This window comes from Bacillus nitratireducens (assembly GCF_001884135.1).
Lineage (GTDB): Bacteria > Bacillota > Bacilli > Bacillales > Bacillaceae_G > Bacillus_A > Bacillus_A nitratireducens.
This window is the reverse complement of the sequence record NZ_MAOC01000020.1, coordinates 65,581-81,160: the sequence shown is the minus strand read 5'-3', so window position 1 is coordinate 81,160 and position 15,580 is coordinate 65,581. Positions and strand designations below refer to the sequence as shown.

Sequence of the window (15,580 nt, the reverse complement as noted above, 5' to 3'; positions counted from 1 at the left end):
TTTTTATTATTTTCTTATTTTTAAGCCGACACATCCACTTGTTTTTTCGCCATATGTTGCTTTACTCCAACTAATACAACTAACAATAAACCTCCGCCTAATGTCATCATAACAATGCTAGTTGGCAACATATCTAATAATAACCCATATACAATCATACCGAGTGGTGCGATTGCAGTAGCAATTGTTTCAAGTAGGCCAAACACACGCCCTAAATAGCTCGGATCTGTCGTTTTTTGCATATGTACTTGCATCGGAATATTTACAATCATAATTGATATACCCGTTAACATCATAAAAGCAATATAGTAAATAAAACTTGCCACTTTGGGAATGGTAACTAACAATGGGAAGACTGTACATAAACTTAAACCCGCAAATAAAAACAGTCCAGTATAAATAGAACGAAACGGATTCTTCACTTCTTTACGCACTGATAAAGCAATCGCACCCATTAGCATCCCGACTGCTAACATTCCCTCTACAGTACCGAGTTGCTTTGAAGATAGATGCAATGTATGGACGATAATATATGGAAGTGCTACGGTTAGCCCACACGCAAAAAAGTTTACCCACAGCGCTATTTTCATTAGACCATATATTTCATGCTGTCGTTTTACATATGAAAATCCTTCTTTTATACTCGTCAAGAAACGCTCTTTACTCTCAGCCACTTCTTTTTTGTATAAATCAAATACGATAAATAATTGCACAATCACTGCTAAAAAGAATGTAATACTATTTAACAAAAAGAACGACTTAATGGAAATGAAACCAAATACAACTCCGCCAATAATCGGCCCTAATATATTTGATAAAGAAGCCGCCGTTTGATTTAAAGCACTCGCTTTTTGAATACGCCCCTCATCTACTAAATTAGGAATAGACGAAGTTAATGCAACAGAATAAAAACTTGCACAAATTGATAATAATGCTGCTGAAACATAAATAAAAAGAAGTGATGGTCCAAATATAGTAGCAAGAATAAACATAATAAGCATCGTTAAGCTACTTAATAAATCAGTGCCAATGACAAGCCACTTTCGATTCACACGGTCAGCTACAGCACCCGCAATCGGACCACAAATCATCCTTGGAAGTGATCCGCAAACGAGCGTAGTTGCAAAACCCATTCCTGAACCAGTTGTCTTTAAAACGTATAACCCCATGGCAAATGTATAAATTCCTGCCCCTAATAAAGACGTCATCTTTCCAATCATCATTAAAATAATATTTCTCGTTGCAATCTTCATTCTTGTATCATGTTGTCCTATACTTACATCTCCCATAATGACTCTCTCCCCTTAAAAGTTAAATTGTGTTAAACTTATTATATAATCGACTTTCCAATTTTTACAACAAAAAGTTAAATACAATTTAACTTTCCAATTATAAAGGAGCAATAATATGGCAACTCTCGGTGAAAAAATTAAAGCGTTACGTAAAGAAAAAAAACTTACACAAACAGAACTGGCAGGTTCGAAACTTACAAAAAGTATGCTTAGTCAAATTGAAAATGGAAAAGCTACACCTTCCATGAAAACATTACAATATATCGCTGAAAAACTTGAATGTGAAGCGAGTTTTTTATTAGAAGATGATGATGGAGAAATTGTAGAACTCATTACAAAAATGGAGCAACTCATAAAGGAAAACAAATGTGATGAAGTGTACAAGGCTTTACTACCTATCGTTCAAAAAGAGCTCCCTTCTACTTTAAATACGGCTCGTATATACAAACAATTCGTAACTGCTGCGGTAATTATGAAAGATTACAACATTGAATCTTACGTAGAAAAAGCTGTTTCTATTTTCGAAAAATATAAGTTATACCGAGACAGTACGGAAACAAAATTAAAATTATCTTTTGCGATATTCACACGTAAAAAGTATGCAGAATGTTTACAACTTATATCTAATATTAGAAATGATTATGAAGAGAAACATTTAGAAATGGATCTTATTATACATATTGATTTATGTTTATATGAAGCCATCATATTACTAGCATGTGGCGATTATGAAAAATGTGAAGAAACGATATTAGAGACACTCGCATTTTCAAAAAAACATCAAGTGTATTATAAAACAGATGTATTTTACCGGATTTTATCTTACCAAAAAGTCATTACAGTTGATAAAGAGCGTTATTTATATTACATAAAAAAATCTGAGCAATTTGCCATTTTTACAGAAGATACTCTATCCATTGCGATGACTAATATTTTAAAAGCTTACTACTACAACACGATTACTAATGAATATACAATCGCATTAAAACATCTAGAACAATATCGAGAAAAACTAAAAGATCAGCCCATTTTTCAAGACGACGGATTGTATTATCTTGAAAAAGGAAAATCTTTATACGGATTAAAACGTTACGAAGAAGCTTTACAAGCACTGCAACGTGGTATTATACCAGATTATATGAACCATCCGCTTGATCAATCGTGGCTTACAACAGCAGGTGCATATCGTGCCCTTTGTTACGTCAAACTGGATGATAAAAAAAGAGCTCTTGAAGAAGCAACAAAAGCAAATGAAATGATACAATCGTATCCGGATTCTGTTTTCTCTGTATTTATTAAAAAAACATTACAAATAATACAAAAACTTTAAGAATGTCTCGAAATGGTATATTATTCCTCCTTTTTAGCAAAGATAATAATAATGATGGGAGGAATATAAATGAATATTCAACGTGCAATAGAGCTTTCTGTTTCAGCGGAGCAAGCTAATGTAAGTTTTCAAGGCATGCCTGTTATGATTCAACACGTCGACGAAAGTAACGAAACCGCCCGCATATATGAAGTACAAAACCCAGGACGCGAATTAACGGTTCCAGTTAATAGCTTAGAGGAAATATAAGAAATGCCACTTCAATTTTTTGAAGTGGCATTTTTCTTACTTTAGATTACTTAATATAAATTCCTTCTACCCTCTGTTTTACAACACCTAAAAAAATAAGAATCTTCTACTTCTTTTCTTTTTTTAACCTGCTAAAATACAAACTATGAATTAATTATTCGCACTATACATTAAGGGGGAAAGATAATGAAATCTGATTTAGAAAAAAACAAGCCCTATTATGCAGTTATATTCACTTCTAATTTATCAAGTGATACAGCAGACTATAATGCCGTTGCCGAAAAGATGGAGCATCTTGCGAAACAGCAAACTGGATTTTTAGGTGTCGAAAGCGCACGTGATCATTCCGGACTCGGAATTACTATTTCTTATTGGGATTCACTTGAAGCAATTGAAAATTGGAAAAAGAACGCCTTACATAAAGAAGCAAAAAAAAGGGGCCGTGAACAATGGTATGAAAACTTCCACCTGCGTATCTGCCTTGTTGAGAAAGAATATAAGTTTCATAGAGGTACCTTGTAACTTATGAAGAAAAAATTGGCTCTCGTTGCTATTCATGAAATATACGGTGTGAACGATCATATGCATCATGTTATTGACCACTTCAATACATCTTATATAGATGTATTCTGTCCTAACCTTTTACAACTACAAAATTCATTTCATTATAGTGATGAAGAAAAAGCATATCAATATTTTATGAATCATATTGGATTTGATTATGGGAAAGAACAAATTAATGAGGTAATTTCTACCCTTTCAAATGATTACACGCATATAGGACTTATCGGCTTTAGTGTTGGGGCTACCATCGCTTGGCTCTGTAGTAACAATCCAAAAATAGATTTTATGATTGGATGTTACGGTTCCCGTATACGTGACTATGTTCACATTAAACCTACATGTGCTACATTACTTATTTTCCCTGAACAAGAAGCTAGTTTTTCAGTACCCTCTTTAATGAAAGCATTGCAGCAACAAAGGAATCCGCTATTAGAAATAAAACAACTACATGGCGAACATGGATTTTTAAATCCGTACACTGAAAAATATAGCGAGAACTCTACAAAGCAAGCATACAATGTAATAGATTCATTTCTTGCAAAAACAATCTTATAAAGGAGATTCAAATGACGCTTACATTACTCTTACTTTTTTTCATATTCATTGCATTTATATTAGCGCTAACTATCATTTTTACAACCGTAAAAAAAGGGGAGTTTTTCAAACGCCCCCACTTACAATCTATTATCGTTTGCATGTTATTTTTTACAAATTGGATCTTATATTTAACAACTTTTTATGGTTTACTTCCCGAGAAAGTTAGCGAGTTCATATTCCTGCCCATTTGGTTTTTTCTTTGTATTTTAGGATTTATCGTTTTCTGGCGCGAATGGAGAAACAATCGTGTATTCTCAATATGTATTGGTTTTCTTTCCTTTATTAGTTTTCTATTTGGTTTATTGTTGTTAGTTCTTTCGGGAATGTAATTGTTGTAAAGAGGAGAAAACACCTCTTTACAACAATTTTTTTCGTTCCATAACTAAAGGAATTATTAAATAGAAAGCATAAGCAATAACCATCCAAATGGTAAATGATATGATTTGCTGTGAGGATAATTGTGAAAATATATTAGAAGAGTTATACAAGATGTAAGAATCTAAGGTTAAACCAATTACTGTGCCACATATACCTAACTTAATAACTGCATATTTCGAAGTGTCCAGTTTTTGATATAGCCACATTACAAAGTATAAAGCTATAGCTGTTCCTAATTCGAGAAACGTCATTTGTAGAAAAAATTCATTTGAAGTGTATTCTAATAAAACTGAAGATCCGAAAACAATAAAAAATGCTGAGGCAAAAAACCATATCCCAATAGAAAATAAAATAGTGAGCCACAGTTTATTATGCACTCCCACTACCTCCCTCTTGTAGCGCTATAAACTTTTCCATGAGCATGTGCAAATCACCATATACTTTATCTGTAGAAAAAGATGGATTGAATAAGACTTGTAATGCCAGCCCGTCAATTAATGCATTACATAAAATACTCCACGTTTCAGTTGAAATTTGTGATGTGATTGCATCCCCTATTTTTGTATCTAAAGCTCCTTTTAACTCTTGATTTTCATAATGTAACAGTTCGCCAATTTTTTCTTTCATCGCATCATTTTGTAGCCCACTAGCTACTAATTGAAAAAACAAATGATGATACATTGAATCTTTCACACATCTACTTTTAGCAGATTGTAAAGCATTTTCTAGCTGTACATCCTTTCCTATCTGTTCCCACGACTCTTTACAAAACGATTCAGTCACTTCAAGCAATAATTGATCCTTCGTTTTAAAATGATAATATACGGTACCTTGTGTAACTTTAGCATTTTCTGCGACTGCTTTTAACGTTAATTTTTCCATCCCATGCTCTGTAATAATTTCTTTTGCTGCTTCTAGTAACTTCTGCTTGTTCACAACATTCGGCTTTGCCATTTATATCACCACCTTTTAAGTTAGTTGAATAACTAACTTAAATTATACAGAAAAATCAGATAAAACAGAAGGAAGAAAAGCCTATATCAACTTTTCTTCCTTCTATTTTTACCTTTAGATTTTATTGTCATAGTTTCACAAGGTGTATAATAAATTTGAGGTGTCGCCTTATCAACAAACATCATAAACGTAATAAAGCCGATAATAAAGAAAGTAAATAACGTTAATAAAATTGCTCCTATCGTTAAAAGTATCATAACACCACCCCTATATGTTTCATATTATTACACTGTTCGCTATTATATGAATGGAATCCTTTTTAGAAAAAGAAACGTAACAAAATAATCACAATGACGCCTGTTAATACTGTTCCTAATAGACTACGAGTATATATTGCAACAAGAAATGTTGGAATTGCCGCAATAAGGTAATCCCACTGCACCGTCTCGTGCATAAATAGTACTTGAGCTAAAAGTGCTGCTAATATCGCGATCGGTATGTAATTCAACCACTTCAAACCCCAGTCTGGAATTTGTAGTTTACTAAATACGAGAAGAGGTAAAATACGTGGCACGAGTGTGACAGCTCCTGCTGCTAGTAAAAGTAATAATATGTCTAATCTCATTTCCATTTTTCAATCACCACTCCAATCGTCGCAGCTAGTAATGTTGCGATAATAACTGCTATACTGTCTGGCATAAATAAGTGTGAAACATATGCGATAATAATCGCTACAATTGCAACAGTAAGATGAATTGCTAATTTCGGTTTACTACTTATGAGCTGAAGAACAAATAATCCGATAAACATTGCTGGTAATGCATAATCCATCCCGTACGTATGTGGATCTGGTATCCATTCACCAAAGAGCCCTCCGATAATTGTAGCGATAATCCAATTTAAATATGCTGTTACATTTAGTCCTAGCATCCACCTTTCACCTAAATAACCTTTTTGCGCTGCATGCTGCACTGCAACACCGAAAGTTTCATCTGTAATTTGAGAACCGATAATTACATTTTTTAATAGAGGAAGTTTCGTAAAGTATGGTGCAAGGGCAGCACTCATTAGAAGGTGGCGTAAATTAACAAAAAAGACGGTGAAAATGATTGCTGAAGCAGGAGCGCCAGCTGCATACATACCAGCTAATATAAATTGGGCAGAACCTGCATAAATTAAAGTGGACATAAACGCAATTTCAATGATGGAGAAACCTGCTGTTTTTGCAATTACACCAGCTGCTATACCGATACTTAAATAACCAAATACAGTTGGTAAACAATCTTTTACTCCTTGCTGAAATGTATCATCGCTCTGCAAAGCTACATGGGCCTGAGCTTTACTCATTCGTATCATCCTCCATTCCTTCCATAGTCCGTTTTCCTGTTACGACATGAACTAAATCTATATTCTCACGCCATAACGTATCTAACTTATCAGCTCCAAATTCCTTTGTAATCTCTTCCACCATAATGTCGTGCCGCACATATTCCGTAGCAACGAGAACTAAAGCTGGATCGTACGTTGTAACGGCCCATGAAGTGCTATCATTTGAGAAGTTAGCAATTAACACTTCTTCCCCATCACGTGCGATAACAGTTAAATGACCGCCCATTCTCTTTTCAACAACGTGAGGCGTCATATAATTATGATGAAATGTCGCTCCTATTTTTGTTTCTGGGGCACCAAATAAGATTGAAAATATATGTACTCCTTCCGCTTCCTTTGTATGAATAAGCGGTTCAATCTCATGCACTTGATCTTCCCATACAGAAATCCATAACTCTTCCTTTGCTCTATTAATTATATTGCATATTTCTTTTAAAACACGATCATTCGAGCGAATATGCGAAATTACATCAATTTGTCGCTCCTGCTCTAAACAATTTAATTTTCGATCTAAAAATTCAAAGGATTTTTCAAAGGATTTTCGCATTCGATCCATTAATTCAGTAGCTGGTACTGGTACATATTTCACTGGTTCAGAAGGGACTAAATGTACTGCACCTTTATCCATCAACTTGCCAAGTACTTCATAAATCATCGAACGGGGTACTCCTGTTTGTTTACTAACTTCATAACCTGTTACTGGGGAATGTTTTAATAAACCAATATACGCTTTACATTCATATTGAGAAAAACCTAACTTTTGTAATTCTTTTATAATTTCATCCATCGGTAATCCCTCACAATCTAAATAACTCTCATTTCAAAACGATACATTTTATATTAGTAGTTATTATTATACCTACCAATATAAAAAAGAAGATCTATAAAGTCAATTGATAATTCTGAAATTTTGAAACAAAATAAAAAGCCTTCTTGTAAAAGGCTTTTTGTACATACTATTCCACTTATTTGAACTGCAAAGTATTTGATATGTTCCCCTCCAGATGCTCACGTAAGGTTGAACCTGTATACTCTTTCCTAAACACACCTGCTCTCACGAATAACGGAATGACTTCACTAAAGAATAAATCCAATGATTTTGGAGGTCCCCCTGGAATTGCAATAAATCCATCTAATGCTCCGGCTTCAAACCTATCCATAATTTGCTTACAAACGTCTTGTGATGTGCCAACCGCTACCCAATGAGCAGAGCCAACAACTTCTGGTCGCTCCAGTATTTGTTCAACAGTTGGCTCATTTTTCATGATGTAATTCCGTAATAATTCGGCATGTGTTTTACTACGCACAGTTTGCTCCCTGCTTGGTAGCATATCTTCTGTTACCTTACTTTCTAACGGAATCCCTCTAACGTCTAGTCCGAGAACCATTTCAAGTAAAGCATATCTCTTCTCTTTTGTGAGATGTTGATGAGCTTGCCTGTGCATTTCTAAAGCTTCTTCATATGTATCGCCAATAAAGAAATATAAACCAGGCAATACACGTATATCATCTGACTGCCGGCCATGTTGCACTGCCCTTCTTCTTAAATCTCGGCGAAGTTCAATTCCTGACTCTACATCTGGCATTGCGGCGAAAATCGCATCCGCAACAGAAGCAGCGAAATTCCGACCAGGCTCTGATGCACCAGCTTGAAATAATGGCATTTCTCTAGAAATGTGCTGCGGGACATTAAGTGGGCCTTTCACCTCAAAATACTCACCACGATGTTCAATAGGCTTTACCATCTCTCTAATTACATCTGTGTTACCTTCTTTCAAAACCTCATAAGGATGACTCCTCCAAAGTTTTCTTACTAACTCTGTACATTCTGCAGCTTTCGCGTATCGTTCCTCAGATGGTGGCATCCCTGCCTCACCAAAATTTTCTGCACCGTCAATGGATGTGACAATGTTCCATCCTACTCGGCCATTGCTAATCCAATTTAAAGATTGTAGTTGCCTCGCTAGTATGTATGGTGGATAAAATGATGTTGAAGCTGTCGTAACCACTCCAATTTTTTCTGTTGCATAAGCAATAGCAGTAAACAATAATGTCGGATCTAAAATTACATTCCCCTTATTACGAGCAATTAAATCTGGATGCGCCACTAAATAATCGGCTTTAAAAACAAAATCTAACTTCGATTTTTCTGCTTGTTTCGCTAACTCTACTTGTTCATCAATTCCCGAATTAAACTCACCCTCTTGCTCTTTCTTTCTAGAAATTAAACATAATCCAATGCAAAGTTGTTTTTTTGTAGACATATACACACCATCCCCTTGTTTTTAATTCACTTTGTTAAACAAATGTTGCTGTCATTATGAAATTCCAATCTTATGAAAATAGATAAAATGATATTGATATTGATAATCATTATCATTTTATGGTGTAACTGTAATAAAAGCAATAATAAAAAAGGACTTCCGCTAACGGAAGTCTCCTATTTCAATATTTCATTTGCTTCTTTTTCATAAATTTTATCAAACGAAGTCATGACACGCTGCGATGCTTGAATCATCTTTTGACTCGTCATAAGATCTGCCATCTCTTTCGTCATATCTACATTTGAATTTTCTAGCATATGATTTTTTACTGCCCCTGTTCCGTTCGGTAAATCAGCAATGTTTCCTTCTGCTAGTGTAAAGCTTTTGTTCTCTCTTTGCATTAGACGTGCATTCGCTTCTGCATCTACTGTTTTTGTTTGCAACTGTGCAATTACCATTCTCTTAATATCTGGTTTTTGCAAAGTTCCATCGTTAACTTCTCTATAGATTTCTCCATTATTAGATACGAAGAAATCAACATTTTCAGGAATACGAATACGTTCATTATTTACATCCATAACATAAGCACCTGAAGATGTTTGTAAATAACGATCACTATTTATTGTAAAACTACCATCTCTCGTTAAAAACGTTTCATCGTTTTTAGATGTAACGAAAAATGATGTTGTACCGGCTGTACCGTCATCTAAAAAGAAATCTGTAGCACTATTTGTCATTTGTATATTTCCTTGTACTAAGTTCACATGCGTTGCGGCTGGTACTACAGCATAATCGACCGAACCGATATTTGTCGTCGATCCATCTCCGCGGCGATATGTGTCTTGCACATCAAATACTTTAGAAGTCATATTTTCTGCTTTAAATCCTGTCGTTTGAGCATTTGCAACGTTATTCGAATGAACATTAATGCGCTGCATGTAATTCATCATACCCATAGAACCTATATAAAGACCGTTCATACTCGTTTGAATAAGGCAGATGCCTTATTCTTCACCTCTCTTCTTACGATGTTTGTAACATTTGTTTTGCTAAATGTTCAGCTGTAGCGATATGTATATGTTGCTTTACGTCTTGTCCATCTGTCATTAATACAATTGGAGCTGATGATACAGCTGGAATTTTCAACAATTCACCACTGCTCGCTGTTTCATCAAATTTCGTAAACACGATACCATCTATATGAATATCTTTAAAGTTCGTAATAATTTCAATCATATCTTTACTTTTCATAGAAGCTGATAACGTTAAACAAATATAATCTGGCTCTACTTGTCCCATCGTCTCAATCATTTCTTCAATTGTCTCTGACGTACGATAATTTTTCCCGGCTGTATCTATTAATATATAATCGACGCGTGATTCTTCTTTAAAATAAGTGAGTGCCCTTGTCATAGCTGCTTCATCTCGCACAGCAATTACTTCTGACCCAATTGTTTTTACGTAATCTTGTAATTGCTGCACTGTTCCAATGCGAGAATGGTCTGTCGTAATAAAACCAACTGTTTTTCTCTTAGCGTGAAACTGCCATGCCATTTTCGCAAGCGTCGTCGTTTTTCCAACACCAGTTGGACCGATTAATGCAATCGTTTGTACTTCTTTTTCAAATACGTTTTCAGTATTAAAATGAGATTTCATATCTTCCAATATGTATCCGATGACTTCCTCTTCTGTAATCATCGTTGCATTCTCAAACTTCATTTTTAATTTTTCAGCATATGCATGAATGAAATAATGTTCCACATCGTTTTGTTCTAGCATTCGTATTACTTTTTGAATAATAAATGGCACAGATTCCTGCTTTTCTTTTTTAACAACTACTTCTTCTTTCTTTACAGGAATAGCTTGTTTCACAGCAGGCTGTTTTTTCGTAACGTTCGTCGCCTCCGCACGTTTCACCACGACAATCCCTTTTTCAAACAGTTGTAATAGTTTCTCTTTTTTTCTTGCCCACTCTTCACTATTTCCTGTTTGCATCGCTGCGTACGACATAGAAGTTGTTACATTTTCTAAATTGTGCAAAACCGCTTGAATTCCATTTCCCTTCACAATTTCTTCTGAAGGTTCATTTACAACATCCATTAATTGGTCATGAAACTCGGCTACGCCTTCTTTACTTTCATCCTGTTTATCTTCGGGAAAAGCGACTAACATTTCATAATTCTTTTTCCAGAAAAACGGGATGTTTCGTTTTACACTTTCATCGACAACATAGTAATAATCTGTACTATATTGGTCAAATAACTTTCGATACAATTCATTTTTCGAAGCTGCTTTTATTCGCATTAACGCTTCTTTTTTTTCTGTACTTTCCATTACTTCACCCCCTACTATTCAATATAAGCAATTTGATCTACAACAATTTCTGGTGCTAGTTCACTAATACATAATACTTTAGCTTCTATTTGATAACGTTCAAGAAGTCTCACAATCGCAAATCTGAAATCTTTTCTGCGTGTTAATAATACTGGATCTCTTCCCATTAAACGAGCTTGTTTGAAAACACGCTGTACTTGCTCTACTACTCGCGTTTCTAAATCTAAATCCCAGTTTAATAAATAACCTTGGTATGAATTATTTACAACATCTGCATCCAATTCAATTGAATCAGAGAAGAGCGCCGCATAGATTTTCCCATCAGGATTTTTCGCACTCTCACAAATAACTTTTGAAATACATTCACGAACAAATGCAGTGACACCATCAACATGGTTTTGATAAATTTCTTTCCCGTCAATAACCCCTTCAATAATCGTTGGTAAATCACGGATTGAAACTCCTTCTTTCAGCAGTTGTTTAATAACATTTTGTACGAGTGATAAATCGATTTCTTTCTTCTTAATTTCTTCTAATAAAACGCCATTATCCGTTTCCAGCGATTGAATTAAATCTTTCACATGTTGACGCTGAATTAACTCTTGAAGATTTCGTCTAACGACAACATCTAAATGCGTAATTAATATGCTAAGTGGCTCTAACACTTGATAGCCTTTCATTTGTGCATCTTGTACCATATGCTCCAAAATCCAATATCCATCTTCGCCGAAAATTGGATCTTTCGCTGACTCTGCATCTAAATCCGCCATTACGTTCGGTGTTTTCAGTGCCAATAAGTAACCTGATTTTAAAACACCTTCAGCGGCCTTCGCACCTTTAATACGAATAATGTAACGTCCGCGTGGTCTAAAGCTCGTATTATCTTTAAAGTTAATCCCAGGAACGTTAATACCAAGGTCAGTAATAATCGATTTCCTCATCAGAACAACTTTATCTCGAGCTGTTTCCCCTTTAATTTTTTGCTTTACAAGCGCCGCTAAATCTAATCCGAGCTCTACGATAATTGGATACTTATCTGTAAACACGCCGAATGAATCTTCCACTTGTTGCAATTGCTCTTCATCGCCTTGAATCATTTCTAATTCTTTTTGAAGCTCGTCTTCTTTTTCTTTCTTTATTCGCTTTTTATTATGAACACCTAAAAAGATGATCGTTCCTCCAACGAGAGCGAATGGTAGAAATGGTAACGGAGTAAAAATACCCATTGCGATAAATAAACCACCAAGCGCATAGACAACAACTTCATGCGCTAATAACTCTTTAAAGATTCCTTCTGTTACTGTATCAGGTGAACCGTCAAATACTCGCGTTACGATAATACCTGTTGAAATTGCGAGCATTAACGAACCGATCTGGTTTACGATTCCGTCACCGACAGTTAACTGTGTATAATGAATGGCTGCTTCTCCAAAGCTCATTCCTTGCTGCATCATACCAACAATTAAACCGAAAATAATGTTTACGAATAAAATGACAATCCCGAAAATAACGTCCCCTTTAATGAACTTTCCGGCACCATCCATCGCTCCGTAAAACTCTGTTTCCATATTTAATTTTTTTCGTTTTGCCTGTGCGTCTTTTTCTGTAATAATGCGCTGGTTTAAGTCAGCATCGATAGACATTTGTTTCCCTGGTAAAGAATCAAGTGTAAAACGAGCTGCAACTTCAGCTGTACGAGATGCACCATTTGCAACGATAAACTGGAATATGATTAATACTGTAAAAATAACGATACCAATTAATAAGTTCCCGCCAATTACGAACTGGCCGAACTCTTCAATTACATGACCGGCATTTCCGTCTGTTAAAATCGCTCGCGTCGTCGAAACGTTAATCGATACGCGGAAAATCCCGATTAATAACAACATCGTTGGAAATGACTTTAATTCATCCCACTCGTTAATACTTGTCGCTCGCATATAAATAAGCACTGACATACTTAGTAGAAAAACGATAACGATATCAAGTATAAATGGTGGAAGTGGAATTAAGAGCGCCACTACGAATGACGCTGCTAAAAAGATAGAAAAATAGGTTCTTGCAGAATCTATCTTAAACAAAGAGATCTCCTCCAAACGCGCTACTATACTTCAAGTTCATTCGTCTGAATTAAATAGCGCATAACTTCAATTACAGCTACGTATAAATCTTCTGGAATCGCCATGTCTTCCTCGACTTGATAATATAAAGAACGAGCAAGCGGACGGTTTTCCACCATTGGTATTTCTTGTTCCCGGGCAAGCGTTCGTATATATAATGCGAGCTCATCTTCCCCTTTTGCAACGACAATTGGCGCCGCATCGACGTGTTTATTGTATCGAAGTACGACCGAAATATGAGTCGGGTTGTTTACAATAAATGTTGCGCCATCCATCTTCTTCGCAATTGTTCCTTGCAATAGGGCATGCATAAAGTTTTTTCGTTTCCCCTTTACTTGCGGATCCCCTTCATTATCTTTATGCTCTCGTTTTACTTCTTCTTTTTTCATCTTAATATCTTGTTCGTACTCCCATTTTTGATAAATAAAATCAATAATAGAAAGAACGATTAATATAATTAAAATAGCTAAAAAGATAAATTTAATTTGTCTAATAATTTCAGTAAGTGACGCAGTCCAGTTAAATCCAATCATACTAACGATTTTCTCTAAATTCTTTTTAAAGAGAACGTAAGCAACATAACCGATTAGTCCCATATAAAACAGTGATTTCAAAATATCTACTAAACTTTTACGACTAAACAGTCTCGTAAAATAGTTTTTCGGATTAATACGTGATGCTTTCGGCTTAATGACTTTAGAAGAAAATAGGAAACCAACTTGAATCATATAATTGAATAAATGAAAAGCGTATACGAGTATTAATATAGGAGCCGATACTTTAAGAAGTAAAATGCCCATTAAATACAAATACTCCGCCACATCCGTATTTTTTCCAATTTGATCAAACAGCGCCACTACGGAGTTCGCAATCTCATAACCGAGCCAATCTCCGAAAAAGTAAACGACAACTGCTAATACGAGAATGGAAAATAAATTATTTAAATCTTTACTCCGGGCGATATTCCCTTCTTCACGTGATTTTTTACGCTTCTGCGGGGTGGCCTTTTCTGTTTTATTATCCTTTGCCATGCGCGTCCCCCTACTTCGTTAAGAAAAAGTTAAATAGTTTCGTATACTCTTCTAATAATACGTCTGTCATATTTTTAAACACATAGCCGAGCATCGGTACGCTCATCGCAATAAATAAAATACCACACGTAATTTTAATAACGTACGCATTCATAAAAACGTTTAATTGCGGTGCGTTTTTTGCGATTAAAATAAGAACGAAGTTAATGATGAATAAACTGCCCATAAGCGGCAATGCAATTTCGACCGCTGATGTAATCGCGAATAATAACGTTGCGAGTAGACTATCTAAAAAACTAGTAGTCAACAGTTTTGAAATCGCCTCTGTATATTGAAATGACTTTAAAATCGTGACAACAAAATAATTTATACCGCCGAGTGAAATAAAAATAATTAGAAAAAATATATCAAAAATTGTTGATAACAAAGTGGACTGTGATCCTGCATTGACATCAAATAAACTTGCCTGTGATAAACCGATATCAAAATCTAAAATATGTCCAGCCATTTTCGGGATATTCCACAGCATTTCTACAATTTTTGAAAGTGATAATCCAATTACAATTTGCGTAGCTGCATAAGCAGCTACATCCCAAACTGTCTTTATGTGAGAGACATCAACTTGGTCAGCAACTGTAATCGAAAGACCAAGTCCAAACGTAACCTTTGCCATTGCAGGAATCGATCGTCCTGAAAAGAACGGTAAAAAATATAAAAATGAAGTAATGCGGCAAAACGCAAAAAACGTCGCCGCCCATAATTCCATATTCATTTCAATTCACCTATCTTAGTACGAACGCAATAGCGATGGAATTTTATCAAATAAATCTAAAATAAGCGTCGTTAACTCTTGAAACATCCACGGACCTAAAATGATAATAACGAGTACAATACTCGCCATTTTCGGTAAAAATGTCAGTGTTTGCTCTTGAATTTGCATCATCGCCATAATGACAGCGATAATAATAACGACAATCATACTTACGCCGGCAACCGGCATTAAAATCATAACCCCTTTATAAAAAAAGGTTTGAAAAATATCTATAATTGGTGACGTATTCATTTATATGACTCCTAT

General features: G+C 35.1%; 19 protein-coding genes. 5 read left to right on the top strand and 14 right to left on the bottom strand.

Annotation, left to right across the window (positions count from 1 at the left end; translation table 11 throughout):
* Positions 1–20: 20 nt before the first annotated feature.
* Positions 21–1,289 (bottom strand): MFS transporter, encoded by a 1,269-nt coding sequence (locus BAU23_RS05895; protein WP_000503116.1) that lies wholly within the window; start codon positions 1,287–1,289, stop codon positions 21–23.
* 118 nt (positions 1,290–1,407) lie between these two features.
* On the opposite strand from BAU23_RS05895, the gene BAU23_RS05890 reads away from it, so the two are divergent.
* The 5 genes from BAU23_RS05890 to BAU23_RS05870 all read left to right on the top strand — a co-directional run bounded on the left by BAU23_RS05890 (position 1,408) and on the right by BAU23_RS05870 (position 4,361).
* Entirely contained in the window at positions 1,408–2,622 is a 1,215-nt protein-coding gene (locus BAU23_RS05890) for a helix-turn-helix domain-containing protein (protein WP_000212375.1), read from the top strand.
* A 69-nt stretch (positions 2,623–2,691) separates the two neighbouring features.
* Positions 2,692–2,871, top strand: a complete 180-nt coding sequence (locus BAU23_RS05885) for an H-type small acid-soluble spore protein (protein WP_071733763.1) — start codon at positions 2,692–2,694, stop codon at positions 2,869–2,871.
* 186 nt (positions 2,872–3,057) lie between these two features.
* Complete coding sequence (locus BAU23_RS05880; RefSeq protein WP_071733762.1) at positions 3,058–3,393, top strand: antibiotic biosynthesis monooxygenase family protein; 336 nt, start codon at positions 3,058–3,060, stop codon at positions 3,391–3,393.
* 3 nt (positions 3,394–3,396) lie between these two features.
* Positions 3,397–3,990, top strand: coding sequence for a dienelactone hydrolase family protein (locus BAU23_RS05875; RefSeq protein ID WP_071733760.1), 594 nt, complete (start codon positions 3,397–3,399; stop codon positions 3,988–3,990).
* 11 nt (positions 3,991–4,001) lie between these two features.
* Positions 4,002–4,361: a hypothetical protein gene (locus tag BAU23_RS05870; protein WP_000176479.1), complete on the top strand. Its 360-nt coding sequence runs from the start codon at positions 4,002–4,004 to the stop codon at positions 4,359–4,361.
* A gap of 27 nt (positions 4,362–4,388) precedes the next feature.
* Here BAU23_RS05870 and BAU23_RS05865 read toward each other — a convergent pair whose 3' ends face one another.
* From BAU23_RS05865 to BAU23_RS05805, 13 genes are all read right to left on the bottom strand, one after another.
* Entirely contained in the window at positions 4,389–4,787 is a 399-nt protein-coding gene (locus BAU23_RS05865) for a DUF5367 family protein (RefSeq protein WP_071733758.1), read from the bottom strand.
* Complete coding sequence (locus BAU23_RS05860; protein ID WP_071733756.1) at positions 4,780–5,364, bottom strand: TetR/AcrR family transcriptional regulator; 585 nt, start codon at positions 5,362–5,364, stop codon at positions 4,780–4,782. Before BAU23_RS05860 ends, BAU23_RS05865 begins: the two co-directional genes overlap by 8 nt.
* A gap of 86 nt (positions 5,365–5,450) precedes the next feature.
* Positions 5,451–5,621, bottom strand: a complete 171-nt coding sequence (locus BAU23_RS05855; RefSeq protein WP_000602249.1) for a DUF3951 domain-containing protein — start codon at positions 5,619–5,621, stop codon at positions 5,451–5,453.
* A gap of 62 nt (positions 5,622–5,683) precedes the next feature.
* Positions 5,684–5,995 carry an AzlD domain-containing protein gene (locus tag BAU23_RS05850; protein WP_071733754.1) on the bottom strand — a complete coding sequence of 104 codons (312 nt, stop codon included), beginning with the start codon at positions 5,993–5,995 and terminating at the stop codon, positions 5,684–5,686.
* Positions 5,986–6,711, bottom strand: coding sequence for an AzlC family ABC transporter permease (locus BAU23_RS05845; protein ID WP_000030492.1), 726 nt, complete (start codon positions 6,709–6,711; stop codon positions 5,986–5,988). The genes BAU23_RS05850 and BAU23_RS05845 overlap by 10 nt, the downstream gene beginning before the upstream one ends.
* Positions 6,704–7,540 carry a TrmB family transcriptional regulator gene (locus BAU23_RS05840; protein ID WP_016079227.1) on the bottom strand — a complete coding sequence of 279 codons (837 nt, stop codon included), beginning with the start codon at positions 7,538–7,540 and terminating at the stop codon, positions 6,704–6,706. The genes BAU23_RS05845 and BAU23_RS05840 overlap by 8 nt, the downstream gene beginning before the upstream one ends.
* 178 nt (positions 7,541–7,718) lie before the next feature.
* Entirely contained in the window at positions 7,719–9,017 is a 1,299-nt protein-coding gene (locus BAU23_RS05835) for an NtaA/DmoA family FMN-dependent monooxygenase (RefSeq protein WP_071733752.1), read from the bottom strand.
* Positions 9,018–9,193: 176 nt separating this feature from the next.
* Positions 9,194–9,997: a flagellar basal-body rod protein FlgG gene (locus BAU23_RS05830; protein WP_071733750.1), complete on the bottom strand. Its 804-nt coding sequence runs from the start codon at positions 9,995–9,997 to the stop codon at positions 9,194–9,196.
* A 43-nt stretch (positions 9,998–10,040) separates the two neighbouring features.
* Positions 10,041–11,351: a flagellar biosynthesis GTPase FlhF gene (gene flhF, locus BAU23_RS05825; RefSeq protein ID WP_016129074.1), complete on the bottom strand. Its 1,311-nt coding sequence runs from the start codon at positions 11,349–11,351 to the stop codon at positions 10,041–10,043.
* Between the two features lie 14 nt (positions 11,352–11,365).
* Positions 11,366–13,432, bottom strand: coding sequence for a flagellar biosynthesis protein FlhA (flhA, locus tag BAU23_RS05820; RefSeq protein WP_071733748.1), 2,067 nt, complete (start codon positions 13,430–13,432; stop codon positions 11,366–11,368).
* A 23-nt stretch (positions 13,433–13,455) separates the two neighbouring features.
* On the bottom strand, positions 13,456–14,502 hold the full coding sequence (gene flhB / locus BAU23_RS05815) for a flagellar type III secretion system protein FlhB (RefSeq protein ID WP_071733746.1): 1,047 nt from the start codon (positions 14,500–14,502) through the stop codon (positions 13,456–13,458).
* A gap of 10 nt (positions 14,503–14,512) precedes the next feature.
* Positions 14,513–15,274 (bottom strand): flagellar biosynthetic protein FliR, encoded by a 762-nt coding sequence (locus BAU23_RS05810; protein ID WP_001055703.1) that lies wholly within the window; start codon positions 15,272–15,274, stop codon positions 14,513–14,515.
* A gap of 15 nt (positions 15,275–15,289) precedes the next feature.
* Complete coding sequence (locus BAU23_RS05805) at positions 15,290–15,565, bottom strand: flagellar biosynthetic protein FliQ (protein WP_001098085.1); 276 nt, start codon at positions 15,563–15,565, stop codon at positions 15,290–15,292.
* Positions 15,566–15,580: the final 15 nt, after the last annotated feature.

Excerpts from the sequence above, each read along its gene's own strand:
- BAU23_RS05895 (WP_000503116.1), bottom strand. The coding sequence starts at position 1,289 with ATGGGAGATGTAAGTATAGGACAACATGATACAAGAATGAAGATTGCA.
- BAU23_RS05890 (WP_000212375.1), top strand. The coding sequence starts at position 1,408 with ATGGCAACTCTCGGTGAAAAAATTAAAGCGTTACGTAAAGAAAAAAAA.
- BAU23_RS05885 (WP_071733763.1), top strand. The coding sequence starts at position 2,692 with ATGAATATTCAACGTGCAATAGAGCTTTCTGTTTCAGCGGAGCAAGCT.
- BAU23_RS05880 (WP_071733762.1), top strand. The coding sequence starts at position 3,058 with ATGAAATCTGATTTAGAAAAAAACAAGCCCTATTATGCAGTTATATTC.
- BAU23_RS05875 (WP_071733760.1), top strand. The coding sequence starts at position 3,397 with ATGAAGAAAAAATTGGCTCTCGTTGCTATTCATGAAATATACGGTGTG.
- BAU23_RS05870 (WP_000176479.1), top strand. The coding sequence starts at position 4,002 with ATGACGCTTACATTACTCTTACTTTTTTTCATATTCATTGCATTTATA.
- BAU23_RS05860 (WP_071733756.1), bottom strand. The coding sequence starts at position 5,364 with ATGGCAAAGCCGAATGTTGTGAACAAGCAGAAGTTACTAGAAGCAGCA.
- BAU23_RS05855 (WP_000602249.1), bottom strand. The coding sequence starts at position 5,621 with ATGATACTTTTAACGATAGGAGCAATTTTATTAACGTTATTTACTTTC.
- BAU23_RS05850 (WP_071733754.1), bottom strand. The coding sequence starts at position 5,995 with ATGGAAATGAGATTAGACATATTATTACTTTTACTAGCAGCAGGAGCT.
- BAU23_RS05845 (WP_000030492.1), bottom strand. The coding sequence starts at position 6,711 with ATGAGTAAAGCTCAGGCCCATGTAGCTTTGCAGAGCGATGATACATTT.
- BAU23_RS05840 (WP_016079227.1), bottom strand. The coding sequence starts at position 7,540 with ATGGATGAAATTATAAAAGAATTACAAAAGTTAGGTTTTTCTCAATAT.
- BAU23_RS05835 (WP_071733752.1), bottom strand. The coding sequence starts at position 9,017 with ATGTCTACAAAAAAACAACTTTGCATTGGATTATGTTTAATTTCTAGA.
- BAU23_RS05830 (WP_071733750.1), bottom strand. The coding sequence starts at position 9,997 with ATGAACGGTCTTTATATAGGTTCTATGGGTATGATGAATTACATGCAG.
- flhF (WP_016129074.1), bottom strand. The coding sequence starts at position 11,351 with ATGGAAAGTACAGAAAAAAAAGAAGCGTTAATGCGAATAAAAGCAGCT.
- flhB (WP_071733746.1), bottom strand. The coding sequence starts at position 14,502 with ATGGCAAAGGATAATAAAACAGAAAAGGCCACCCCGCAGAAGCGTAAA.
- BAU23_RS05810 (WP_001055703.1), bottom strand. The coding sequence starts at position 15,274 with ATGAATATGGAATTATGGGCGGCGACGTTTTTTGCGTTTTGCCGCATT.
- BAU23_RS05805 (WP_001098085.1), bottom strand. The coding sequence starts at position 15,565 with ATGAATACGTCACCAATTATAGATATTTTTCAAACCTTTTTTTATAAA.